This window comes from Staphylococcus sp. Z5-21 (assembly GCF_056529615.1).
In genome coordinates this window covers 2,289,398-2,312,568 of record NZ_CP096462.1, presented here as the reverse complement: position 1 = coordinate 2,312,568, position 23,171 = coordinate 2,289,398, and the positions used below count along the sequence as shown (strand labels likewise).

General features: G+C 35.1%; 23 protein-coding genes and 1 pseudogene. 18 read left to right on the top strand and 6 right to left on the bottom strand.

The features are described from left to right. Positions 1-170 precede the first annotated feature (170 nt). A complete protein-coding gene (gene tuf, locus M1D64_RS11590) occupies positions 171-1,358 on the top strand; it encodes an elongation factor Tu (RefSeq protein ID WP_002484153.1) in 1,188 nt (395 codons plus the stop codon). A 383-nt stretch (positions 1,359-1,741) separates the two neighbouring features. Here the strand turns inward: tuf and M1D64_RS11585 are convergent, their stop codons facing one another. After that, entirely contained in the window at positions 1,742-2,920 is a 1,179-nt protein-coding gene (locus M1D64_RS11585; RefSeq protein WP_480977569.1) for a M20 family metallopeptidase, read from the bottom strand. A 192-nt stretch (positions 2,921-3,112) separates the two neighbouring features. Here M1D64_RS11585 and M1D64_RS11580 point away from each other — a divergent pair, with 192 nt between their 5' ends. Both M1D64_RS11580 and M1D64_RS11575 read left to right on the top strand, forming a co-directional pair. Next, positions 3,113-4,303 (top strand): glycine C-acetyltransferase, encoded by a 1,191-nt coding sequence (locus M1D64_RS11580; protein WP_075339834.1) that lies wholly within the window; start codon positions 3,113-3,115, stop codon positions 4,301-4,303. Between the two features lie 127 nt (positions 4,304-4,430). Beyond that, complete coding sequence (locus M1D64_RS11575) at positions 4,431-4,919, top strand: kinase (RefSeq protein ID WP_002484150.1); 489 nt, start codon at positions 4,431-4,433, stop codon at positions 4,917-4,919. 73 nt (positions 4,920-4,992) lie between these two features. Here M1D64_RS11575 and M1D64_RS11570 read toward each other — a convergent pair whose 3' ends face one another. Further along, entirely contained in the window at positions 4,993-5,445 is a 453-nt protein-coding gene (locus M1D64_RS11570; protein ID WP_002484149.1) for a hypothetical protein, read from the bottom strand. Positions 5,446-5,715: 270 nt separating this feature from the next. Between M1D64_RS11570 and M1D64_RS11565 the strand changes: the two genes are divergently transcribed. The 8 genes and pseudogenes from M1D64_RS11565 to M1D64_RS11530 all read left to right on the top strand — a co-directional run bounded on the left by M1D64_RS11565 (position 5,716) and on the right by M1D64_RS11530 (position 11,644). Then, complete coding sequence (locus M1D64_RS11565; protein ID WP_069821688.1) at positions 5,716-6,282, top strand: GNAT family N-acetyltransferase; 567 nt, start codon at positions 5,716-5,718, stop codon at positions 6,280-6,282. A 30-nt stretch (positions 6,283-6,312) separates the two neighbouring features. Then, positions 6,313-6,819 carry a GNAT family N-acetyltransferase gene (locus M1D64_RS11560; RefSeq protein WP_002484147.1) on the top strand — a complete coding sequence of 169 codons (507 nt, stop codon included), beginning with the start codon at positions 6,313-6,315 and terminating at the stop codon, positions 6,817-6,819. Positions 6,820-6,998: 179 nt separating this feature from the next. Further along, positions 6,999-7,703, top strand: coding sequence for a CoA transferase subunit A (locus tag M1D64_RS11555; RefSeq protein ID WP_041079811.1), 705 nt, complete (start codon positions 6,999-7,001; stop codon positions 7,701-7,703). Further along, a complete protein-coding gene (locus tag M1D64_RS11550) occupies positions 7,696-8,343 on the top strand; it encodes a 3-oxoacid CoA-transferase subunit B (RefSeq protein ID WP_115338676.1) in 648 nt (215 codons plus the stop codon). The genes M1D64_RS11555 and M1D64_RS11550 overlap by 8 nt, the downstream gene beginning before the upstream one ends. A 9-nt stretch (positions 8,344-8,352) precedes the next feature. After that, the gene (locus tag M1D64_RS11545) at positions 8,353-9,129 is read left to right on the top strand and encodes a 3-hydroxybutyrate dehydrogenase (RefSeq protein ID WP_002484138.1); all 777 of its coding nucleotides are present in this window, start codon (positions 8,353-8,355) and stop codon (positions 9,127-9,129) included. A 103-nt stretch (positions 9,130-9,232) separates the two neighbouring features. After that, positions 9,233-9,649, top strand: coding sequence for a hypothetical protein (locus M1D64_RS11540; protein ID WP_041079809.1), 417 nt, complete (start codon positions 9,233-9,235; stop codon positions 9,647-9,649). Positions 9,650-9,667: 18 nt separating this feature from the next. Continuing rightward, positions 9,668-10,621 carry an ornithine cyclodeaminase family protein gene (locus M1D64_RS11535; protein WP_041079808.1) on the top strand — a complete coding sequence of 318 codons (954 nt, stop codon included), beginning with the start codon at positions 9,668-9,670 and terminating at the stop codon, positions 10,619-10,621. A 223-nt stretch (positions 10,622-10,844) separates the two neighbouring features. Next, a pseudogene (locus M1D64_RS11530) lies at positions 10,845-11,644 on the top strand (ABC transporter permease). A gap of 110 nt (positions 11,645-11,754) precedes the next feature. On the opposite strand, the gene M1D64_RS11525 reads toward M1D64_RS11530, so the two are convergent. After that, positions 11,755-12,606 (bottom strand): NAD-dependent epimerase/dehydratase family protein, encoded by an 852-nt coding sequence (locus M1D64_RS11525; RefSeq protein WP_069838237.1) that lies wholly within the window; start codon positions 12,604-12,606, stop codon positions 11,755-11,757. A 174-nt stretch (positions 12,607-12,780) separates the two neighbouring features. On the opposite strand from M1D64_RS11525, the gene M1D64_RS11520 reads away from it, so the two are divergent. Continuing rightward, complete coding sequence (locus M1D64_RS11520) at positions 12,781-13,617, top strand: sialate O-acetylesterase (protein ID WP_069838215.1); 837 nt, start codon at positions 12,781-12,783, stop codon at positions 13,615-13,617. Positions 13,618-13,734: 117 nt separating this feature from the next. After that, complete coding sequence (locus M1D64_RS11515; RefSeq protein ID WP_048787685.1) at positions 13,735-14,211, top strand: DUF1440 domain-containing protein; 477 nt, start codon at positions 13,735-13,737, stop codon at positions 14,209-14,211. A gap of 76 nt (positions 14,212-14,287) precedes the next feature. Here the strand turns inward: M1D64_RS11515 and M1D64_RS11510 are convergent, their stop codons facing one another. After that, a complete protein-coding gene (locus M1D64_RS11510) occupies positions 14,288-14,593 on the bottom strand; it encodes a monooxygenase (protein WP_069838216.1) in 306 nt (101 codons plus the stop codon). A 204-nt stretch (positions 14,594-14,797) separates the two neighbouring features. Here M1D64_RS11510 and M1D64_RS11505 point away from each other — a divergent pair, with 204 nt between their 5' ends. After that, positions 14,798-15,877 carry an aldo/keto reductase gene (locus tag M1D64_RS11505; protein WP_069838217.1) on the top strand — a complete coding sequence of 360 codons (1,080 nt, stop codon included), beginning with the start codon at positions 14,798-14,800 and terminating at the stop codon, positions 15,875-15,877. Between the two features lie 343 nt (positions 15,878-16,220). Here M1D64_RS11505 and M1D64_RS11500 read toward each other — a convergent pair whose 3' ends face one another. After that, positions 16,221-17,603 carry a GntP family permease gene (locus M1D64_RS11500; RefSeq protein WP_210124658.1) on the bottom strand — a complete coding sequence of 461 codons (1,383 nt, stop codon included), beginning with the start codon at positions 17,601-17,603 and terminating at the stop codon, positions 16,221-16,223. Positions 17,604-18,090: 487 nt separating this feature from the next. On the opposite strand from M1D64_RS11500, the gene isaB (M1D64_RS11495) reads away from it, so the two are divergent. From isaB (M1D64_RS11495) to cidR, 4 genes are all read left to right on the top strand, one after another. Then, positions 18,091-18,675, top strand: coding sequence for an immunodominant staphylococcal antigen IsaB family protein (gene isaB, locus M1D64_RS11495; protein ID WP_069821712.1), 585 nt, complete (start codon positions 18,091-18,093; stop codon positions 18,673-18,675). Between the two features lie 42 nt (positions 18,676-18,717). After that, complete coding sequence (gene isaB / locus M1D64_RS11490; RefSeq protein ID WP_069838219.1) at positions 18,718-19,302, top strand: immunodominant staphylococcal antigen IsaB family protein; 585 nt, start codon at positions 18,718-18,720, stop codon at positions 19,300-19,302. 183 nt (positions 19,303-19,485) lie between these two features. Then, on the top strand, positions 19,486-20,358 hold the full coding sequence (gene bla, locus M1D64_RS11485; RefSeq protein WP_069821714.1) for a class A beta-lactamase: 873 nt from the start codon (positions 19,486-19,488) through the stop codon (positions 20,356-20,358). Between the two features lie 56 nt (positions 20,359-20,414). Next, positions 20,415-21,290: a cidABC operon transcriptional activator CidR gene (gene cidR, locus M1D64_RS11480; RefSeq protein WP_041079801.1), complete on the top strand. Its 876-nt coding sequence runs from the start codon at positions 20,415-20,417 to the stop codon at positions 21,288-21,290. 845 nt (positions 21,291-22,135) lie between these two features. Here the strand turns inward: cidR and M1D64_RS11475 are convergent. Then, a complete protein-coding gene (locus M1D64_RS11475) occupies positions 22,136-23,080 on the bottom strand; it encodes a LacI family DNA-binding transcriptional regulator (RefSeq protein ID WP_069838221.1) in 945 nt (314 codons plus the stop codon). Positions 23,081-23,171 lie beyond the last annotated feature (91 nt).

The window sequence follows — 23,171 nt, the reverse complement described above, 5'->3', positions numbered from 1 at the left end:
AATTATGTGGCTTGTAGTTTTATTAATTGATTTTTTGGGAAAAATGCGTTATAAAGGTACTGTATGGTCCTTTATACCAAAAAATAAAACAATCTTCTCATGATGGTGAGAAACTGTCATGAGAGATAATTTTAAAAATTTATTTTCTAACGAATAGGAGAGATTTTATAATGGCTAAAGAAAAATTTGACCGCTCAAAAGAACATGCCAATATTGGTACTATTGGTCACGTTGACCATGGTAAAACTACTTTAACAGCTGCTATCGCAACTGTATTAGCAAAAAATGGTGACTCTGTAGCACAATCATATGACATGATTGACAACGCTCCAGAAGAAAAAGAACGTGGTATTACAATCAATACTTCACACATCGAGTATACTACTGACAAACGTCACTATGCTCACGTTGACTGCCCAGGTCACGCTGACTATGTTAAAAACATGATCACTGGTGCTGCACAAATGGACGGAGCTATCTTAGTAGTATCTGCTGCTGATGGCCCAATGCCACAAACTCGTGAACACATTCTTTTATCACGTAACGTTGGTGTTCCAGCATTAGTTGTATTCTTAAACAAAGTTGACATGGTTGACGATGAAGAATTATTAGAATTAGTAGAAATGGAAGTTCGTGACTTATTAAGCGAATATGACTTCCCAGGTGACGATGTACCTGTAATCTCTGGTTCTGCATTAAAAGCTTTAGAAGGCGACGCTGACTATGAGCAAAAAATCTTAGACTTAATGCAAGCTGTTGATGACTTCATTCCAACACCAGAACGTGATTCTGACAAACCATTCATGATGCCAGTTGAGGACGTATTCTCAATCACTGGTCGTGGTACTGTTGCTACAGGCCGTGTTGAACGTGGTCAAATCAAAGTCGGTGAAGAAATCGAAATCATCGGTATGCAAGAAGAATCAAGCAAAACAACTGTTACTGGTGTAGAAATGTTCCGTAAATTATTAGACTACGCTGAAGCTGGTGACAACATTGGTGCATTATTACGTGGTGTTTCACGTGATGACGTACAACGTGGTCAAGTTTTAGCTGCTCCTGGTACTATTACACCACATACAAAATTCAAAGCGGATGTTTACGTTTTATCTAAAGATGAAGGTGGTCGTCATACACCATTCTTCACTAACTACCGTCCACAATTCTATTTCCGTACTACTGACGTAACTGGTGTTGTTAACTTACCAGAAGGTACTGAAATGGTTATGCCTGGTGATAACGTTGAAATGGATGTTGAATTAATTTCTCCAATCGCTATTGAAGACGGTACTCGTTTCTCTATCCGTGAAGGTGGACGTACTGTTGGATCAGGCGTTGTTACTGTAATCAACGAATAATATAATTTTCTATCTTTGATAGATTTTTAAGAGGCTCCTTAGGGAGTCTCTTTTTTCATAGACCCCCTTATTCAGTTTCTGAATTAGGGGGTCTTAGTGCATTAGCTGCTAGCTAATGTAAACAAAATCAATTCAGTTTCAGAATTAAGGGTCTTAATGCATTAGTTGGTAGTTAATGTAAAAACAGGCGACGTCACTTAATAGTGACATCGCCTGTTTTGATTTATCTTTATATAATGGAATACATTCGCTTATGCGAATGCATAAGTCTTACTAATTCAGTACAGCTGAAAAGTAAGACTATAAAGTCATGCAATGACTAAGGCTAGTAAGGTTTACTTGAGCTAAAGCTCATGCATAAAAGCACCTAAGTCATGCAATGACTAAGGTGCTTTAACAATTACGTTTTCGAGTTCAAGGATTTTTAGGAATTCGCATGCTGCATATTTCATTGCCTTTTCATCAATATTGAAGTTCGGGCTATGATGTGGGTGTGTAGTTTCTTTTTCTGGATTACCACAACCAGTTAAAAAGAATGCGCCAGGGCGAACTTTTAAATAGTGTGAGAAATCTTCACCAATCATCATTAACTCAGATTCATAGAAACGTAAATTCATCTCATTTGCAGCTTGTTTAACAATTTCATAATTATTTGGATGATTGTGTACAGGTAGGTAGCCTTTAACATAATCCAATGTATAAGTAATATCATTTGCTAGAGCAAGACCTTGCAATAATTTGTCCATTTTAGTGATAATATGACTTTGGACTTCTGTATCAAAGGTACGAACGGTGCCTTTACAGAAAGCAGAGTCAGGAATAATATTGTCGGCTGAACCTGCTTGAACCATACCAAAGCTTATTACAGCTTGTTTAACTGGATCAATTGTTCGTGAGACAATCTTCTGAGCACTCATAATGAATTCTGCCATAATAACTACTGGATCAATCGTTTCATGAGGTTTAGCACCATGGCCGCCTTTACCTTGAATGGTGATATTAAATTCATCGGGAGATGCCATCATAGCACCAGGACGTGAATAAATCATACCTGTTGGATAACCTGTCCATAAATGATTACCATAAATTTTGTCTACGTTGCTGAGACAACCATCATCAATCATTTCTTGTGAGCCGCCTGGCATAATTTCTTCACCATATTGAAAGATTAATACAACATCGCCATTTAGTGAGGATAAATGATTCTCAATAATTTCTGCCACACCAAGTAAGATTGCTGTATGACCGTCATGGCCACATGCATGCATGGCACCTGGATTTTTAGATTTATATGATACGTCTGTTAATTCATCTATTGGTAAGGCATCGAAGTCGGCACGTAAGGCAACTGTAGGGCCATCACCCTGTCCTTTGAATGTTGCAACAATACCATTTCTACCAACTGGTGTACGTATCTCGCAAGATAATTGACTTAATTGATTCATGATAAAGTCATGTGTGTGATGTTCTTCAAATGATAATTCAGGATATTGGTGTAGATAACGACGTACTTGCGCCATCCTACTTTCTTTTTGTTGTGCTAGTTGAAACCAATCAAACAACTTCAACCCTTCTTCCTTCAGCATTTTCATCCATTATATCATTTTACTTGTAGCAACTGTAGGTACAAATAATTAACAATGCTATTAAATTGTAGAAAACGCTTTCTAATATATCATTATTCTACTTTCCACAATTTAAAAAATAGGTTATGATTAACTTGAAAACTAAGATAACTCAAAGGGGGACTTGCAGTGGTTCAATCACTACATGGCTTTTTAGATGAAAATATTCAATATTTAAAAGATAATGGTTTATATAATGAGATAGATACAATTGAAGGCGCCAATGGACCTGAAATTACTATCAATGGGAAAAATTATGTTAACTTATCTTCAAACAATTATTTAGGACTAGCAACAAACGAAGATTTGAAACAAGCAGCAAAAGATGCAATTGATACACATGGTGTAGGAGCCGGTGCTGTGCGTTCAATCAATGGGACGTTAGATGTACATGATGAATTAGAGAAAACACTTGCTGAATTTAAAGGTACTGAAGCAGCAATTGCATATCAATCTGGATTCAACTGTAATATGGCTGCCATTTCAGCAGTTATGAATAAAAATGATGCAATTCTTTCTGATGAATTAAATCATGCATCTATTATTGATGGTTGTCGTTTATCTAAAGCGAAGATTATTCGTGTAAACCATTCAGATATGGAAGATTTACGCGCTAAAGCAAAAGAAGCCGTTGAATCAGAACAATACAATAAAGTAATGTACATTACTGATGGTGTTTTCAGTATGGATGGTGATGTTGCTAAACTACCAGAAATCGTAGAAATTGCTGAAGAATTTGGCTTAATCACATATGTTGATGATGCACATGGTTCTGGTGTCATGGGTAAAGGTGCTGGTACGGTTAAACATTTTGGCTTACAAGACAAGATTGATTTCCAAATTGGTACATTATCAAAAGCGATTGGTGTCGTTGGCGGTTATGTAGCAGGTACGCAATCATTAATCGACTGGTTAAAAGCACAATCAAGACCTTTCTTATTCTCAACTTCTTTAGCACCTGGAGATACGAAAGCCATCACAGAAGCAGTTAAAAAACTAATGGCTTCTACAGAATTACATGATAAACTTTGGGAAAATGGCAATTATCTTAAAGATGGTTTGAAAAAATTAGGCTTTGATATAGGTAATTCAGAATCTCCAATCACACCTGTTATTATTGGTGATGAAAAAGAAACACAAGCCTTTAGTCGTCGTTTGAAAGAAGAAGGCGTATATGTAAAATCCATCGTATTCCCAACTGTTCCTAAAGGTACAGGTCGAGTGCGTAATATGCCTACAGCTGCACATACGAAAGAAATGTTAGATCAAGCATTAGCAGCATTTGAAAAAGTTGGTAAAGAACTAGGTACAATTAAATAAATATAACCGTTCATGTATAGCAGAGTGAATATAGTACAAAATTAAGTTTAAAACGTTTGGAGATGATATGTCTCCAAGCGTTTTTACTATATAATGACAACACATTATTGTATGGAGTGTGATAAATATGACAAAGTTAATCATCATTAGAGGTAACTCTGGCAGTGGAAAGACGACGATCGCACAGAAATTGCAACATACATTAGGCACAGGTGTGATGTTAGTAGGGCAAGATGACATACGTCGCAATATGTTGAATGTACCTGACCAACCTAATAATTTAGCCATTCAACTTATAGAAGACATTGTGAATTATGGCATCGCACATTGCGATTATGTTATTTTAGAAGGTATTTTAAATAGTGCTAAATACGGTTCAATGATTGAGCGCTTAATGAATCAAATTAACGTAGACGCATACGCTTATTATTTCAAACTACCATTTCATGAAACAGTAAGAAGACACCATTTGAAAGATGAAACAGATTTTGGTGAAGAAGCAATGATGCGTTGGTTTGTTGAAAATGACATATTAAAGGTAAACCAAGAAACGTATCTATACCAAGAAATGTCTGAAAATGAAATAATAAGGAAGATTCTAGAAGATATCATTTAATATAAAAATTTGAACATAATTAAACTAGCCTGTGATACGGTATCAATACATATTCACAGACTAGTAGTTATTATTATTTGAAAGGATTTTTAGACTTTTGCGCAGCTTCACGATTTTCTTTATTTTGCATAAATGGTATAGCAAACCATAAGATGTGTAACATACTTGCTAAAATAATAAGTACAATAGGTATAAAGATTTCAATAATACTTATATCTACGACAAATGATGCAAGCACAAAAGCAGTAATGGACGGTATGGCACAAACGATTACGACAGTTAACAATACAAATTGTATGACTTGTGTCGTTAAGGGACTATAAATATCCATAATCAAGATGGCGATATAAAATAGTGTAATAAATGCGAGTAACACCACAACCCAACCGGTCGACATACCACCTTGTGTTTTAATATAGTCTTGATAAGGTGATAGCGTCGGTAAAATAAATAGAATGACGGTGGATAACCATGATAAGATACCGAAAAAGGTAAAGAAAATTTTTGAAGTATTATTGTTATTCATAAAAAACACCTCCTAAGATACAAAATCTCTGTTGGCTTATATTTGATTTATTTAATAGTTGGTATTGTATAATATACTCGTATTTTATTAGTAACGCTTACATTTATATGTATACCCGTTAAATAAAGTTTTAAAGCATCATAAAAAGGTATTAAATAGGTATAAGCATGTTATTGCATACATCAGTGATGTTGTGATAACAATAAAACACAAAGCTATTCATTATGTAATAGATAAAGTGTGCGAGTGAACATGATAAGGGGATTTTAAATGCATAAAAATTTGGGGTTGCATTTCAGTACACAACGTCTTATCATTAGACCGTTGGAAGAAAATGATTACGAATCATGGTTAAGTGGGTTTGTAAATAGAAAGCCATCACAATATAGGCATGACAAAGGTCAAGTAGATATGTCAGATGCTACAGAACCTTGGTTCGCGGCAATGGTGACTAGACAGCAACAAGCGATTGAAGCGGATGATTTATATATATTTGGTATTTTTGATAAAGCACATCAACATATAGGTATGCTCAATATTAAGAACTTAAGTAGAGATCAATTCCAATGGGCAGAAATTGGCTACTTTATTCATAATCAATATTGGCATCAAGGATTTGCTTACGAAGCTTTAACTGAATTAGTAAAACAAACACGCGACACATTACATTTTCATAGAATTGAAGCACATATTAATTTGGATAATAATCCATCTATCCAATTGATTGAAAAGTTAGGCTTTCAATTCGAATGTGTGCGCAAAGGTTTTATTTTTGAAAATGAACAATGGACAGATCATTATGTGTATTATATCAACACACATGATAATCATTTATAAACGTAGGTCGAGAAAGGAAGGAGTGTCAACATGGTTGAATTTAGAGAGTTAACAATGGGTGACGAATTAATGTATTGTGATTATATGAGAGAGTGGATTGATCATGATGAAAAAATTGTCCCTACAATTACAAATATTACAAAATATAGTAATTTTGAAGAGTTAGTACATGAATTAGCTGATAATAAGTCACATGATGAATCAGTGGATAATACCACATTATTCTTAATAGAGGATGATGAAATTATCGGTGCGGCGAACATTCGTCACAATTTAAATGAACAGCTTAAAAAAATAGGCGGCCATGTTGGCTACGGTATCCGTAAGAAACATCGTGGTAAAGGGTTTGGTAATAAAATCCTGAAAAAATCATTGGATTACCTATCAAGAATCGGTGTTCGAGAAGCATTAGTGACATGTACGGAAGATAATGAAGCGTCTGTAGCAGTCATTAAGCATAACGGTGGCGAAGAAATTGAATCATCGACACTGGAAGATGGCACAGTTGTCCGCCGTTTCCAAATTGAAATAGCGTAATTAAACGAGAGGTTGATAATCTTAAAAGATTATCGCCTCTTTTTTTATTTAAATGTTTCAAAATTTATAAATGATGAGTCTACTATAAAACCGCAAACATAAATAAAGGACTTCATTATAATTTTCAAGTATAATTAGTACTAGGTATTAAAAACAAATGTTAGAAATGAGGTTTAATAATGTCGAAAGTAATTAAAGATATACATACAGCTTTTGAGGGCTTGGAAGATGGAATGACAGTACTTGCTGGGGGCTTTGGGTTATGTGGTATTCCTGAGCATAGTATCGAAGCAATTCGTACAAAAGGTACAAAAGGCTTAACTGTTGTGAGTAACAACTGCGGCGTAGATGACTTCGGCTTAGGCCGTTTATTAGAATATAAGCAAATAGATAAAATGATTAGTTCCTATGTAGGAGAAAATAAAATATTTGAACAACAACTGATTAATGGTGAATTAGATGTTGAATTGACACCGCAAGGCACATTAGCTGAAAAGTTACGTTCTGGAGGCGCGGGTATACCGGCTTTTTATACAAAAACAGGTGTCGGTACACCCATTGCGGAAGGTAAAGAAACGCGTGAATTTGATGGAGAAACTTATTTAATGGAACGCACACTAACAGGTGACTTTGGTATTGTCAAAGCACAAAAAGCAGATACATTCGGGAATTTAGTGTTTGAAAAAACAGCACGGAACTTCAATCCATTATGTGCGATGGCAGCTAAAACAACGGTCGTTGAAGTAGAAGAACTTGTAGAGGTAGGAGAAATTGATCCGGATGCCGTTCATATGTCAGGTGTGTATGTAGATTTCATCTATGTCGGCGAACATTTTGAGAAGCGTATTGAAAAGCGTACAGTGAAGGAGGCCAATCATGGATAAAAAAGTACAACGTCAAAAAATTATCCAACGTGCTGCTAAAGAAATTAAAAGTGATATGGTAATTAATCTAGGTATTGGTATGCCTACATTGGTTGCGAATGAAATGAATGACCATGTTGAAAATGTGTACTTTCAATCTGAAAATGGCTTACTTGGTATCGGACCATATCCGACTGAAAATGAAGTGGATCCAGACTTAATCAATGCGGGTAAAGAAACTGTAACAGCTGCTAAAGGGGCGTCTTACTTTGACAATGCAGAATCATTTGCGATGATTCGAGGCGGACATATCGATTTAGCCATACTTGGTGGCATGGAAGTCTCAGAAACAGGGGACTTAGCGAATTATATGATCCCAAGCAAACTTGTTAAAGGTATGGGCGGCGCGATGGATTTAGTAGTCGGAGCACAAAAAGTAGTTGTCATTATGGATCATATGAATAAACATGGTGAGTCCAAAATAAAATCACAATGTGAATTACCGTTAACAGGTGCTAGTGTAGTCAATACGTTGATTACAGATTTAGCTGTTTTTCAATTTGAAGCGGGTGTCATGAAACTCGTTGAATTACAATCTGACACAACTTTAGAAGACGTTAAAGCACATACGGATGCACATTTCGAAAATCATTTAAAGTAGGTGGCGTAATTGGTAAAAGATAAAGTAACAATTATTACAGGCGCAGCGAGTGGTATTGGGCTAGCGATAGCAAAAGTATTTTTAGAAAATGGTGCCAAAGTGGTGCTTGCTGATTTGAATGAAGATAAATTAATTCAAGAAACAGATGCATTGAAATCCCAGGGATATGACTGTATGCCAATAAAAGTGAATGTCACAGATGAACAAGCTGTCAAAGCTATGATCGATCAAACAGTTGAACAATATGGACGCTTAGATATTTTATTTAATAATGCAGGGTTACAGCATGTTGAAAGTATCGAATCATTCCCAACAGAAAAGTTCAGACAGATGATTGATATTATGTTGACGGGTAGTTTTATAGGTACAAAATATGCGTTGCCTATTATGAAACAACAACAATCAGGACGTATTTTAAATATGGCATCAATTAATGGTGTGATTGGCTTTGCTGGTAAGGCGGCTTATAATAGCGCGAAACACGGGATTATTGGTTTAACAAAAGTAACCGCATTAGAGACCGCTACAGAAGGTATTACAGTGAATGCTATCTGTCCAGGTTATATTGATACACCGTTAGTGCGTAATCAAATGGATGATTTAGCTAAAGAACGTGGTGTGGCAGTAGAACAAGTACTTGAAGACGTTTTATATCCTTTAATTCCTCAAAAACGCTTGTTAGATATTAAAGATATAGCTGATTATGCTTTATTCTTGTGTAGCGATAGTGCGAAAAGTGTCACGGGACAAGCGATTTTGATAGATGGTGGTTATACGGTTCAATAGTTTAAATATATTGTGCAATTAAATTTTAATTTCTAATTCATTTTCAATGAAAATATGTTACGTTGAAATTAACGGAATATAGACAAATTGAAGGTGATTGCTAATGAAAAATACTAACGCCAAAAATGCAGATTGGTTGCCTATCGTAACTAGTTTAGGGCTAACGATACTTTCAGATTTTTTGGATGACCCGTTATATACAAAAATAATGACAGCGATTATGATTTTAGTATTGATATATGCGATTATTAGAGGCGTCATCACCACGAGGTACAGCATTAAAACAGAAGACCCAAATATAAAACCGTGGTTTAGTATTAAAGTAGACTACTGGTTGCTATTTGTTCGTAATATGATATTTTATGGATTTTTAGCAACACTATTTTTTGTTTCTATATATTTGGATGGTCAAACCATGTGGAAATATTTGTTAGTCATAGTAATCATTTTTGTTTTATTTTTAGTAATGATATCTAAGTTGGAAAAGAAAACAGAAATTATAGATCATGAAGACGATTAAGATGAATAGGGGTGGCTTATGCGTTATATAGATGCACAAGAACAAGCACAATTATTAAATATGGAAGAAATCGTGGAAGTGGTGGCAGACTCACTTAAAGCATATTCTGAAGGTGAAACAGATACACCATTGCGGTATTCTTTACCATTCAATGAAGCCAATCGGTATCTGGTCATGCCTGCACTTTCTGATACGCTGAAAGTAGCTGGTGTTAAGACGGTCACCGTGGCTCCAAATAATTCAAAAATAGGTAAGCCTACCATTGTTGGTTCTGTAACACTTTCAGACTATGAAACAGGTGAAACGTTGGCAGTGTTAGAAGGTTCTTACTTAACAAAAATACGTACAGGTGCAATCTCGGGTGTTGCTACAAAATATTTAGCACGTGAACAAGCTAAGACGCTATGTGTAATTGGAACGGGTGATCAAGCAGAAGGACTGATAGAAGCGGTACTTGCTGTTAGAGATATTGAACGTATTCAATTTTATAATCGTACTTATGACAAAGCACTTAAATTTTCAAAAGATGTCGAGCATCAACATCGTGATTTAGAGTTATATGTATATGAAGATGTTGAATCAGCAATGACTGATGCAGATATAATTGTGACTGCAACGAATGCGACAACACCAGTATTTCAGAAACATTTATCACCAGGGGTACATGTTAATGCAGTTGGTTCTTTTAAACCTGATATGCAAGAACTCCCATCTCAAGCTATTGCAGAGGCAGATAAAGTCGTAGTGGAGGCTCATAAAGCGGCTATGGCTGAAACAGGTGATTTAATCAATCCAGTTAATGAAGGTGTGTTTGCTAAAGATGGATTACATGGTGAATTAGGACATATCGTTGCCGGGAAATTAGCAGGACGGTTGTCTGATGAAGAAATAACCATTTTCAAATCCGTTGGTGTCGCAATTGTAGATATCGTTGTGGCGAATTACTTTTATCAAAAAGCAGTAAAACAATAAATACAGCTATATTAGAGAGAGACAGTCTTAAAAACTCAATTAAGCTCAATAACTATGACAAAATATTTGTATTTTACAGGTGTCTTGTCTTTTTTTGTACTTTCAATATATTGTTTTTAAATCTTTAATGTTGTAACCTATTAAAAGTTGCTTCTATCTTTATTTATAGCATTTATTTTGTAGATATTATTGGCATATCTCTTGAAAGAGTGGTTGGATTTTTATGAAATCAACGTATTTTGTAATGAAAGAACAATTGACTAATTTATACTTAATAAGAAGATTAGCTGAATTTCAGTTAAGAATTTCTAATAAGAACAATTATCTAGGCATGGTATGGGAATTAATTAATCCGATTATGCAAATCGCAGTTTTTTGGTTTATCTTTGGTTTGGCACTTAGAAGTAATAAGATGATGGAAGGCGTTCCATTTATTTACTGGCTAATTGTTGGTATTAGTATGTGGTTTTTTATAAACGAAGGTGTCTTAGAAGGTAGTAAATCTATCATATCAAAGTTTAATCAAGTAGCTAAAATGAATTTTCCACTTTCGATAATTCCAAGTTATGTCGTTTTCAGTAATTTTATGGGCATCTATTTTTATTAATCATTGTTATGATTATTTGTTTTATTGGAGGATATCATCCCTCTATATATACGTTACAATTACTTCTATACTTAGTTTATGCACTTATTTTAACAAATGCTATTGCATTAGTAGCATCCACATTAAGTATATTAGTTCGAGACATCCATTTAATTTTACAAGCTTTAATGAGAATGGTTTTCTTTGTTTCTTCGATATTATATTTACCTAATAACGACATAGTGATGTTCGTTATGAAATTAAATCCCATTTATTTTCTAGCAGAAGGATATAGAGCAGCAATATTACATCATGAATGGTATTTTATTACCCACTGGCATTTAACAATATATAATATTGTGCTTGTTATTTTGCTTTATATATTGGGTTCAATCATACATATGCATTTTAGAGATAGATTTGCTGATTTTATGTGATTAAAAAAGTAATAATGAAATGGATGATAAAATCTTAAATCCCCCCTAAAGTTGAAATTAACATTCAACTTTAGGGGGGATTCATCATCAAAACTTAATTGTTACTATCTTTATTTAATTGGAGCCATGCCTTGTTTCCAAGAAGGATAGATTAGTTTACCGCCTTGAGCGCGGAATTTAGCGTTCGAAGCACCTCTTTCATGAGTTTCAGCTGGTTGGATATTGAGTTGTGGATTAACGTTTAATAAGTCAGCGTACCATGCTGCCCAAACGTCACATTTAACTGGTTCATCATCCGCTACATTATAGATACCTGATTCAAAGTTAAGTGCCTGAATTGCTACTTCAACAGCATCATCGATATGGATAAATGATTGAACGCCATCTGTCATTGTGACAGTATCTTCTTTAAATGAGTTATAAATCATACCATCTTTGCCATACCATGTGCCTGGTCCATAAAGTAAGCCATAACGAAGCACAACACTATTTTCGATTCGTGCAGTTTCATTTTCTAAACCTTCTACACCGTCCACTGTAATCTTACGGTCGCCAGTTGATTGAGTATCCAGTGGTGTTTCCTCTGTAGCTAGAGTATCGCCACCTTCATAAGTAAAGGCAATACTTTGGGATTGCATTTGTTTTACATTGTTTTTTAACGCTGCTTCAACAAGGTTTTTCGTACCTTCAATTCTTACTTTTGTATTTGCGGACATGTCTACATTTTTTAAATCTGTAATTTCATTCATAATAATGTCTGGTTTATAATCTGAAATTGCAGCTTCGACAGTATCATATTTTAAAATATCTCCAATGTAAGCTTCGACGCCTGCATCTACAAGTTTCGCTTTACCTTGTTGCGAAGTTGTAAAGCCAGCGACCTCATAGCCTTCTTGTAATAATCTTTGTGTTAATTTAGTACCAATTAATCCAGTGGCACCTGTTACGAATACTTTTGTGATAGTAAAGTCCTCCAATTTTTTGCTTTCTATAATTATTTTCCGTTTTAGGTATATATCAAACGTAATAAATGTGAACATTCATTGGAGTTTTCATAGAGTGATTATATTTTCAACGAATTTAAGGATATAGTATGATACTTATATTAAATAAATATCGATATAAGGAAGTTATATATGAAATCAATTCTACTGGTAGGTCAATCAAATATGGCGGGACGTGGATTTATAGATGAAGTACCGCCCATCATTGATGAACGGATGATGATGTTAAGAAATGGTAAGTGGCAAATGATGGAGGAGCCGATTCATAGTGATCGCTCAGTCGCTGGCATTGGTCCGGCTGCTTCTTTTGCAAAATTGTGGTTGGATAAACACCCAAATAAAACGATTGGTTTAATTCCGTGCGCTGACGGTGGTACAACGATTGATGATTGGGCGCCGAATCAAATACTGACACGACACGCACTTGCAGAGGCGACATTTGCTCAAGAAACGAGTGAAATCATTGGGATATTGTGGCATCAAGGTGAGAGTGATAGCTTAAATCAACGCTACCAAGACTATGACAAGAAATTGAAAACGTTGATCAATTATTTTAGAGAACAGTTAAATATTCCTGAAGTACCATTTATTGTCGGATTATTACCTGACTTTTTAGGCAAAGCAGCATTTGGTCAAAGTGCAGTAGAATATGCACAAATCAATGAGGCACTCAAACGTGTTACGCAATTAACAACAAATTCTTATTACGTCACGGCACAAGATATTACGGCTAACCCAGATGCCATTCATATCAATGCCAACTCACAACGCTTATTGGGCATGCGTTATTTTGCCGCTTTCTCAAGACAAACACACATCAATCAGCCATTACCGGAAGAAAAAGAGGCAGAGACTATACTCTATAAAACGCAATATACAAAAAATGAAAAAATGTATATGCTTGTTTCGAAGTTTTCAAAGAATGAAATCACATATGAAGCATTTATTGAGGGCATGGGTAAACTTTAATCATAATGCATTTCCTGGGAAATGATCTAATTCTAAGGCTTCACAGATTAAAATCACTAACTTATTTCCGTTTAGGGTAAATAGAGTAGTGGATAATAATCTAGTGAGGTGAAGAAAATGTCTAATATTTCAATCAAACGTGTAGCAATCACTGGTGTTATTGGTGGACTGTTAGCTGGTGCTGTGAAAATGGGCTGGGAAGGCTTGCTACCGCCACGTACACCTGAACGAGATGAAGAACCACCGCCTGTCACAATGATGAAGATATTCAATGTACCAGATAAAATACGGCATGCATCATATGTATATAATGATAATGAAGTGCCATTAGCAGTGATGGGCATCCATTATGGATTTTCTGTTACAAATGCGACACTGTATGCGTTATTAAGCGAGCAATCTGAATCTGTTACGGCTTGGAAAGGTGGCTTGTTTGGCATAGGTGTGCATGTGTTATTCCATGAATTTGTCTTACCGAAACTTAAACTTACGCCAGAACGTGACGAACTGCCACCCGAAGAACATTTCTCCGAATTGCTAGGTCATATGGTATGGATGTATACAATTGACTTGGTGAGAACATCAGTAAAATAATTTAAAATATAAAACAACGTCCCCCTTAATGAGACACGATTACGTGCATGTTTAAGGGGGGATATTATTTGTGAAATCAATCGATGCGTCCGTTCGTAATTGTTGTAAGGCCTTCGTTAATGTCAAAATATTTAGCATTAACTTTTGAAACACCCATTGAGTTTAAACGAGTACGATGCATGTTTAAATATTGTTGTGCATTGTCGTAAGTATCAAAAGCGTAAATACCACCAGCTTCTTGTTCAGATTCATTTTCTGTCCAAATTTTCCACAAAAATCCTGGTTCGTCATTAATCGCCTTCGCTAAATCTTCAAATTGTTGTGCCATGGCTTCTCCAAAAGGACCTTCTAATGGAAAATCAACTTGTAAAATAGTGACCATACTTCAACATCCATCCAATGTTTATATTTATAGATCTATCATACGCGCAATTTTAAAAGGAAGGTACCGACAAACATTGAAAAGTGTTGGATAAATCTTATCCATGTTCATTGGATAACAAGCATTGTGAGATAGTGGCTTTGGATTTAATTCACGAATAAAAGGGAACATAAAGTGTAGTAAGCAAATGTGAGGAGGAAAATAATGGATTATACACAATTAGGTAATTCAGGATTATCAGTATCTAAATATGCACTAGGCAGTATTCCATTTACAGGTACAAATGGATTTGAAAATGCAGGCGGTATGTCTCAAGACATGACCAATCATATGATTGATTATGCTTTGGATCAAGGTATCAATCAGTTTGATACTGCGAATTTGTATTCTAAAGGCGATTCCGAGATTGCATTAGGTAAAGCGATTAGAGATAAACGACATCAGATGGTGATTAGTAGTAAGACTGGATTTCAATTAACGGATAATCCTAACGATGGTGGTGCAGGGCGTGTAAATATTGAGCGTTCTATAGATGAATCCTTACAGCGCTTGAACACGGACTACATTGATTTGTATTATACACATTTATGGGATGGTCAGACACCTGTAGAAGAGACGATTCAAGTGATGAATGATTTAATTCAAAAAGGTAAGATTCGTTATTGGGGTGTATCTAATTATAGCGGATGGTCTTTAGCGAAGACGCACACCTTGGCAGTTGCAAATCATATGGCGCCACCTATTGCGCAACAAATATATTACACACCTGAATCTAGAGAAGCGGAATACGAGTTACTACCAGCCGGTAAGGAATTAGGTGTCGGTAACAGTATTTGGTCTCCGTTAGGTGAAGGGCTTTTAACTGGAAAGATTAACCGACAACAGGCTGGTGAACCGGGTACTAGACAAGGTGACGGTTGGGCAGAACCATACGTCAAAGATACAGCGTTGTTTTATGATTTGATAGATACGTTACAAGAAATTGCAACGCAACATCAAGTGTCAGTTGCTCAAGTCACTTTGGCATGGTTAAGAGATCGACCTAATGTTGATTCGCTTGTATTAGCTGCGAGAACGAAAGCGCAGTTGCAAGATAATATTGCTTCTTATCATTTACAGCTGACAAGCAATGAAATTAAGACAATTACGGAATTAACTACACCAGAACCGATTTATCCATTATGGCATCGCGCGATGAACGCTTATGACAAAGCTTCTGATGCTGAAAAGACTTATTTAGAAGGATATAATCGTTTGATGGAAAGAAAAGACACGTTGCTATAATTTGAAGTATTTGTCATTTTTAAAGCGATTGAAGGTAAAGTATGAAAAAACTGTCAACAAAGCCTGAGACTTTATCGACAGTCTTAAGCGTCTGGGACAAAAATAAATGTCTCGGACGCCTTTTCATTTAGGCAGTACATGACTGAACTGAAGAAGTAAAGTCTTACTGCTTTTTCTATTTATGAAAATGAGTAGTTCTTATGCATAAAAATGCTAGTGAGACTTATGCATGAGCTTCAGCTCAGGAAAACTTTCAATCCTAGTCAGCCTTGCCTTGATTGTATAGATGGGACTTCGAAATCTCAATTAAAAAATTTGATTTCTGTCCCATTTCCTTTTAGCGTTAAAACAAACCAATAATAGCATTCAAGAGTAGTACCATAATCAGACCACAAATACCGACAATGGATTGTACAATCGTAATCGTTTTAAATGTTTCTCCCATGGACATACCAAAGGATTCTTTGACTAACCAGAAGCCGCCATGATTTACATAGTTAAAGAATAAAGAGCCAGAACCAATAGCAATCGTTAATAATTCTTTGTTAATACTTGGATCTGCTTGAATCAATGGGTAAAGTAAATTGGTTGCGCCAACAATACCAACGGTTGCGGAACCTGTTGATATAGATAATAATGCAGCCACTACCCATCCCATTAATAACGCAGATAATGAGAAATTGTCGGCAAGGTGAACGATTGCCGTACCTACGCCAGAATCTTCAAGGACTTGACCGAATGCGCCACCACCCGCAATGATTAGCATGATACCGGCGATAGGTTTCAAACTGCTACCTAAAGCATCGCGAATTTTTTGTGTGTCGCGATGTTTTAAATAGCCGAGAACGATAATGGCATAAAGCACACCCACAAACATGGCGATGATTGGGCTTCCGAAGAATTCGAAAATCTTGTATTGTAATGTTTTTTCTCCAAAAAAGATACCAGCAATGGCATGTAATAACATCATAATCACTGGAACTAATATAGTAGAAAAGGCTATGAATGCTGATGGTGCTTGGGTGTTTTCGTTGTTGTCGTTCGTATATTTATTTAACAAATCTTGATTTGGCTTCACAGATAATCGCGGTGTGATAAATTTACCGTAAAGTGGACCAGCGATGATAATGGTTGGAATCGCACATATGACACCAAGTACCATAGTTATCCCGATATTCGCACCAAACTGATTCACTGAAATCAGTGGGCCAGGATGTGGTGGCATCATACCATGCATCGTTGCTAATGCAGCAATAACAGGCACACCGATAGCTACATAGGCAGATTCTTTCATTTTATGTTCATCTTCTAATTTTTTAGCAATTGTAAAAATCAGTGGCAGTAGCATAATTAAACCAACTTCGAAAAACATTGGAATCCCAATAATAAACGCAGCTAACGCCATCATCCATGGTAATTTTTTGTAAGACGCATTGTGTAGTATCGAAGATGCAATTTTGTCGCTGGCACCTGAATCAGAAAGTATCTTACCTAGCATGGCACCTAACGCGATGGTTACGCCCGTTTCACCGAGTGTTGAACCAGCCCCAGTTTCTATAGATTCAACAATTCTATCAATGTCTAATCCAGAAGTGAAACCGACAAAGATTGCGGTTAGTAGTAGTGCAAGTAGTGGATGGAATTTTAATTTTGAAGTGATTAAAAAGATGAGAAATAAAATACTTATCACTGTAATAATCAATAGTTGATAGTCTTGTGTTGTCACTTGAAGCTCCGCTTTATGTATAGTATCGATATAGAGCGATTTGTGTTTATCGATAAAATATATATAAATATGATTTATTAAAAAAATTAATTCAGACTATGAGATTCATTTTAAAACAAATTAATCATAATGACAATAAACCGCTTTCATTATAATAATAGGAAAGGTGAATGAGTTGATTAAATATCTTATATATTCTTGCAATTATATATATTTGGTGTATGATTAAAGTGAATTATTACACTTTTGTCAATAGGGAAATACAAACTAAGGGGTGATTTAGAAATAATTAATTGATTTTCTTATAGAAATCGTATCCATTGTATGTGTCTATATCATATGTAAATGTAACTTTGCTTAGGGTTTCTTTCTCGTAATATGAAAGTTAACTTGCTAATAGGGATGAATTGATGTACTAGTGTTTGAATGCATTATGTATTGCTCATGTTTCGCCAAAAGGGATTCAAAAAATGAGGAGTGATTTATTATGCGTAAAGTAGGAAAATTACTTTCAGCAACCGTCGTTGTATCAACACTTGTCGTCGGATCTTCAGCAGCTTATATTTCAACGAATAGTACGGATACACAAGCAGCAGAGCAAGTACAAAAATGGGGCCATGGTGAAGGTGGCGCAAGCGGTGCAAGTGCACAAGGTACTGCAGATATAAAAGCACAAACACCTTGGTATAACTATGAAGGTTATACGACTTATGATCCGTCCTTCACACAAGATTATAACTTTGTGCGTGCATTAAAATATGACAACGTTTCAATTGATGGTTATAAAGTAGATACAGATGCTAAGAAAGAGTTTGACCATAATAAGAAAGTTTATGATACGACAGTAGAATTTAATAGTGATAACGAAGTCGTACAAATCACTTTCTTCACGAAACCAGATTCAGTATCTAAAGCGACATTCAAAAAAGCGCATGCATCTAATGAAATTACCGAGGAAGGTAAATTAGGTAATAAAGATGGTTCATATGTCAAATATGCGACGAATGATGGTTTCTATATAGCATTCTTTGATCAAAATGACAGATTAATGGAAGTGACAATTGGACAGTAAAAGCATCTAAACAATGGTTATAATGATTGGAAGTGAGATTAAATGAACAAAGTAGGGAAATTACTTTCAGCAACCGTGGTTGTATCAACACTAGTCGTCGGATCTTCAGCAGCTAATATTTCAACGAATAACACGGATACGCAAGCAGCAGAGCAAGTACAAAAATGGGGTCATGGTGAAGGTGGCGCTAGTGGTGCGAGTACACAAGGTACAACAGATTTGAAAGCACAAACACCTTGGTATAGCTACGAAGGTTATACGACTTATGATCCGTCTTTCACGCAAGATTATAATTTTGTGCGTGCATTAAAATATGACAATGTGACAATTAATGGCTACAAGGTTAATCCACATAGAGATAGAGAACCTGTTCGAAGTGAACAAGTTTATGATACAACTGTTGATTTCAATAGTAGCGATGAAGTAGTCGGTATTACATTTTTAACAAAACCTAATACAATATCTAAGGATACATTTAAAGAAGCACATGTCTCTAATCAAATTGTTAATAAAGGTGAAGCAGACGAAGGCACATTCTTAGAATATCAAACCAATGCAGGTATATACACAGCATATTTTGATAAAAATGATAAATTAATGAAGATAATGATTAATTTTGAAGATTAATGATTGTAACGGAAAGGCCAAGTCACATACGAGTCATTTAAGTATTTGTTTATGAGCGAGATTGAGAAATCAAATGTGAATGTTTGGTTTCTTTCTCGCTTTTTATGATTTTCTTAATAAAGATATTAAAGTTATAATTATAAATAGATAAAAATTTTTAAATTTAAAAAAAGGGGATTTTCAATGATAAATCAATATATAAAGAAATGGTTTATTGCGTTTGTTTTGAGTAGTGTGTGTTTAATAGGCTTATCATCGATGCATAATACAACTTTTGCTAAAGACATAGATCAAATAGAAAATGAATACAATAATAAAGTAGGGATTTATGGGATTAATACGGAAAATGGCAAAGCATATCAACATAATGCGGATGAGCGATTTGCTTTTGCGTCAACATATAAGGCTATAGCCAGTGGTATATTATTGAATAAAGTAGCTCCATCAGAATTGAATAAAAAAGTTGAAATCAATGAATCAGAGATTGTGGCAAATTCACCAGTCACTGAACAATACATAGGTAAAACAATGTCATTAAAGGCTTTAATTAAAGCATCTATGTTGCAGAGTGATAACACGGCAAATAATAAAATTATGCAAGAATTGGGTGGTGTCAACGGTTTAAAACATGAGTTGGTGCAATTAGGTGATGATGTTTCGGAACCACAAAGATTGGAGCCAGAATTAAATTATTTTGATCCAAATAGCAAGGCAGACACAACGACACCACGAGCTGCCGCACAAACGTTAAATAGTATTTTAACTAGTAATGAAATGAATGGATCTAACTTATCATTGTTAAAACAAACAATGATAGAAAATAAGACAGGTGATACTTTGATTAAAGCGGGCATGCCTAACAGTTATACAGTTGGTGACAAAAGCGGACAAGCTTTAACATATGCAACACGTAATGACCTCGCTTTTATTTATCCTAAAGGACAGGATAAGCCAATTATTTTAGCAATTTATTCCAAACAAGATCAAAAAGATGCGAAACCTAATGATAAAGTAATTTCAGATTCTGCCAGAGAAGTGATTAAGTATTTAAAGTAGCGCAATAAAGGCGTATAATTATAAGTTAAACAAAGGGTAATTCAGAGGAGATTAAAATGGAAATTAAGCAAATGAAATATTTTGTTGAAGTTGTAAAAAATGGTGGCATGACTCGGGCTTCAAAACATTTATATATTGCACAGTCTACAATTAGTAAAAATATTAAAAGTATTGAAGACGAATTTAATGTCACGTTGTTTGATAGAAGAAAGAAACATATTATTTTAACCGATATCGGTCAAATATTTTACGATAAGTGCGTAGAAGCATTAGCGATATTAGATGATTTATCACTTGAAATGGATGATGTCACAAACATAGAGCGTGGTCATATCAGGCTAGGTATCTCAGCAATTATGGATGTACGTTTGTTCACAGAAAGTTTGAATCAATTTCACAGTATGTATCCGAATGTGACGTATGAAGTAGTTGAAGGCGGCGGTAAAGCGGTTGAATTTTATTTAAATAATGATGAAATTGACGTTGGTATTACAACATTGCCAGTCGACGATGACATTTATCACGCAGTTCCTTTATATAAGGAGAAATTAATGCTCGTAGTTGATAAAAATTCTAAGTATGCAAAGCAATCCTCCGTATATTTAGGAGATTTGAAGAATGAACGTTTTATCATGTTTCATGATGATTATTATATTAAAGATCAAATTATTGAAAGCTGTCGAAAAGTAGGCTTCCATCCAAAAGTGGTAGCGAAAATGGCACAAATCACGTTTATTGAAAATATGATTTTAGATGGTATCGGAGTGAGTATCTTACCTGAGAGTATTGTGAGTATTTTAAATAAGGATATCACTGGTATCGAAATAACGGGTGCAGATGTGAATTGGAACTTAGGTATCATTTGGAAAAAGGAAAGTTATATCAATTATGTCACGCGCGAATGGATTAACTTTTTAAAAAGTTATAGATAATGCCATATAATTAACGTGATATGAAATCATCAAAAATTACGTATGCTGATAGGGAATCTTCATTATTCCAACTATGTATTTTGCGCATAGGTCGTGGCGTATTATAATAGGGTTTGTAGAGGGTTATGTGCACTGATTACCTAAGCAGACAAATACTTTAACGTAAGTCTTCACGAAGTGTTTATGACGTCAAACAGCATAGATACACAGTATATAAAACGCACGTGATACATGTCAGACTCCATAACTTAAAAAAGATACTAAGTAAGCTTGTAAGCATATGATGAAACGGATGAATGTTGCATGACACAGAGACGGTGTGATGGCATTAAATTTGATATTGCTTTGTAACCCCTTATGCGAAGAAATTATCGAGGTCTGGATAATGTTTGTTAATATCATGTTCACGAAATATAAGTTGAAACCAAATAACCTAAGTTTTCTCCCAAAATTAAAACTTAAACCCCCTCAACCAAAACGATCATTGGTGGCTATGTTTCGATACAATCTTTAGTCTTTAACATGATAGGATCTACAAATGTTATCTTTCATATGTATACAGACAGCTTTTATTTTAATATTTATATGTAAAAAAACAATATTTGGGTATGTGACGGTTATCCATCTAGTTATTGCTACACACATCGATTGATGTCTCATACGTACTTTAACCAAAATGAAGTTAGGCATGTAAATATTTTAAAACTTATATTTTTGTTGCGATAAAAAAGAAATAACCCTCTAGATATGATAAATATTTCTCAAATAAATGAGCCCATCACTACACTGTCCATGTAGTATTGGGCTCATTTATTTATGAGTGATGTTAGCAATGGTAAACTCAATTATTGATTATGACTTAGTGATGGGTGTAGGTGATAGGTATTTTCTATCGGTTCCCCTTTAATTACTTTATCTAAGATAGCAACAACTTGTTGTGCAATTTCGGCAGTAGGTACACCAATTGCCTGTACAGGATAATCAATTTTTTTAATTTGTGGAATATTATCGTAAGAGTATATGATTGGCTGTTCATCAGATCCCATAGCGTTGATCGTCCCTACTGTGATATCGTAGCTCCCACATATAACGCCAGGTGCCAACGATGATTCTTGAAGAAAGTGTTTAACTGAGGTCTCGGCTTCAATCGCATTTAATCCGCTCGAATCAATCATGCGATATTGGATGCGATGCTGTTCACAATAATTTGCAATGGCATCTTTTTTAGCAATTTGGCGCGCGTCATTGGTGCGAATATCACCGATATAATCTATACGATCAATACCTTTTGCGAGTAATTCCTTAATGGCGATAATCATTGCTTCTGCGTGATTTACATTAACAATTGGATAAGGAATATCACGATCAACGCCATATGCTACGACAGGTACATTGTTGTAAATTTCTGGAGGTAAGTTCGTTGTTTCACCTTCATCAAAAATGACAATGCCATCACAGCCAAATTCGACAAATTTTTTCGAAGCGGCAGCAACATCATCAATCGACACAAACATGACATAGCCTAAGGATTTAATGGCTAAATTAATTTCAGTGATGAGGTGAGTTACGGCAACACGGTCGACAGATGGCCATATCAATCCAATCGTACCACTTTTCTTAGAAACGAGTGCTCTTGCGGAGTGATTGGGAATATAATTCATTTCAAGCGCTTTTTGTTGAATCATTTGTTTTGTATTTGGTTTAACAAGTTGGGAATTTTTTAATGCTTTACTAACTGTGGAATAGCTTACGCCACAGGCTTCGGCAACATCTTTTAACGTTACTGCCATAAAATTTCTCCTTGAAATAGATTGATTTAAGTTAGAATTAATTATACCATAGAGGTAAGCGTTACAATATTTTTTTGAACATTAATAACAA

What these genes read in the sequence shown, in the direction of transcription:
- tuf (WP_002484153.1), top strand. Translation starts at nt 171, where the DNA reads ATGGCTAAAGAAAAATTTGACCGCTCAAAAGAACATGCCAATATTGGT.
- M1D64_RS11575 (WP_002484150.1), top strand. Translation starts at nt 4,431, where the DNA reads ATGACAAAGTTAATCATCATTAGAGGTAACTCTGGCAGTGGAAAGACG.
- M1D64_RS11570 (WP_002484149.1), bottom strand. Translation starts at nt 5,445, where the DNA reads ATGAATAACAATAATACTTCAAAAATTTTCTTTACCTTTTTCGGTATC.
- M1D64_RS11565 (WP_069821688.1), top strand. Translation starts at nt 5,716, where the DNA reads ATGCATAAAAATTTGGGGTTGCATTTCAGTACACAACGTCTTATCATT.
- M1D64_RS11560 (WP_002484147.1), top strand. Translation starts at nt 6,313, where the DNA reads ATGGTTGAATTTAGAGAGTTAACAATGGGTGACGAATTAATGTATTGT.
- M1D64_RS11555 (WP_041079811.1), top strand. Translation starts at nt 6,999, where the DNA reads ATGTCGAAAGTAATTAAAGATATACATACAGCTTTTGAGGGCTTGGAA.
- M1D64_RS11550 (WP_115338676.1), top strand. Translation starts at nt 7,696, where the DNA reads ATGGATAAAAAAGTACAACGTCAAAAAATTATCCAACGTGCTGCTAAA.
- M1D64_RS11540 (WP_041079809.1), top strand. Translation starts at nt 9,233, where the DNA reads ATGAAAAATACTAACGCCAAAAATGCAGATTGGTTGCCTATCGTAACT.
- M1D64_RS11535 (WP_041079808.1), top strand. Translation starts at nt 9,668, where the DNA reads ATGCGTTATATAGATGCACAAGAACAAGCACAATTATTAAATATGGAA.
- M1D64_RS11520 (WP_069838215.1), top strand. Translation starts at nt 12,781, where the DNA reads ATGAAATCAATTCTACTGGTAGGTCAATCAAATATGGCGGGACGTGGA.
- M1D64_RS11515 (WP_048787685.1), top strand. Translation starts at nt 13,735, where the DNA reads ATGTCTAATATTTCAATCAAACGTGTAGCAATCACTGGTGTTATTGGT.
- M1D64_RS11510 (WP_069838216.1), bottom strand. Translation starts at nt 14,593, where the DNA reads ATGGTCACTATTTTACAAGTTGATTTTCCATTAGAAGGTCCTTTTGGA.
- M1D64_RS11505 (WP_069838217.1), top strand. Translation starts at nt 14,798, where the DNA reads ATGGATTATACACAATTAGGTAATTCAGGATTATCAGTATCTAAATAT.
- isaB (WP_069821712.1), top strand. Translation starts at nt 18,091, where the DNA reads ATGCGTAAAGTAGGAAAATTACTTTCAGCAACCGTCGTTGTATCAACA.
- isaB (WP_069838219.1), top strand. Translation starts at nt 18,718, where the DNA reads ATGAACAAAGTAGGGAAATTACTTTCAGCAACCGTGGTTGTATCAACA.
- bla (WP_069821714.1), top strand. Translation starts at nt 19,486, where the DNA reads ATGATAAATCAATATATAAAGAAATGGTTTATTGCGTTTGTTTTGAGT.
- cidR (WP_041079801.1), top strand. Translation starts at nt 20,415, where the DNA reads ATGGAAATTAAGCAAATGAAATATTTTGTTGAAGTTGTAAAAAATGGT.
- M1D64_RS11475 (WP_069838221.1), bottom strand. Translation starts at nt 23,080, where the DNA reads ATGGCAGTAACGTTAAAAGATGTTGCCGAAGCCTGTGGCGTAAGCTAT.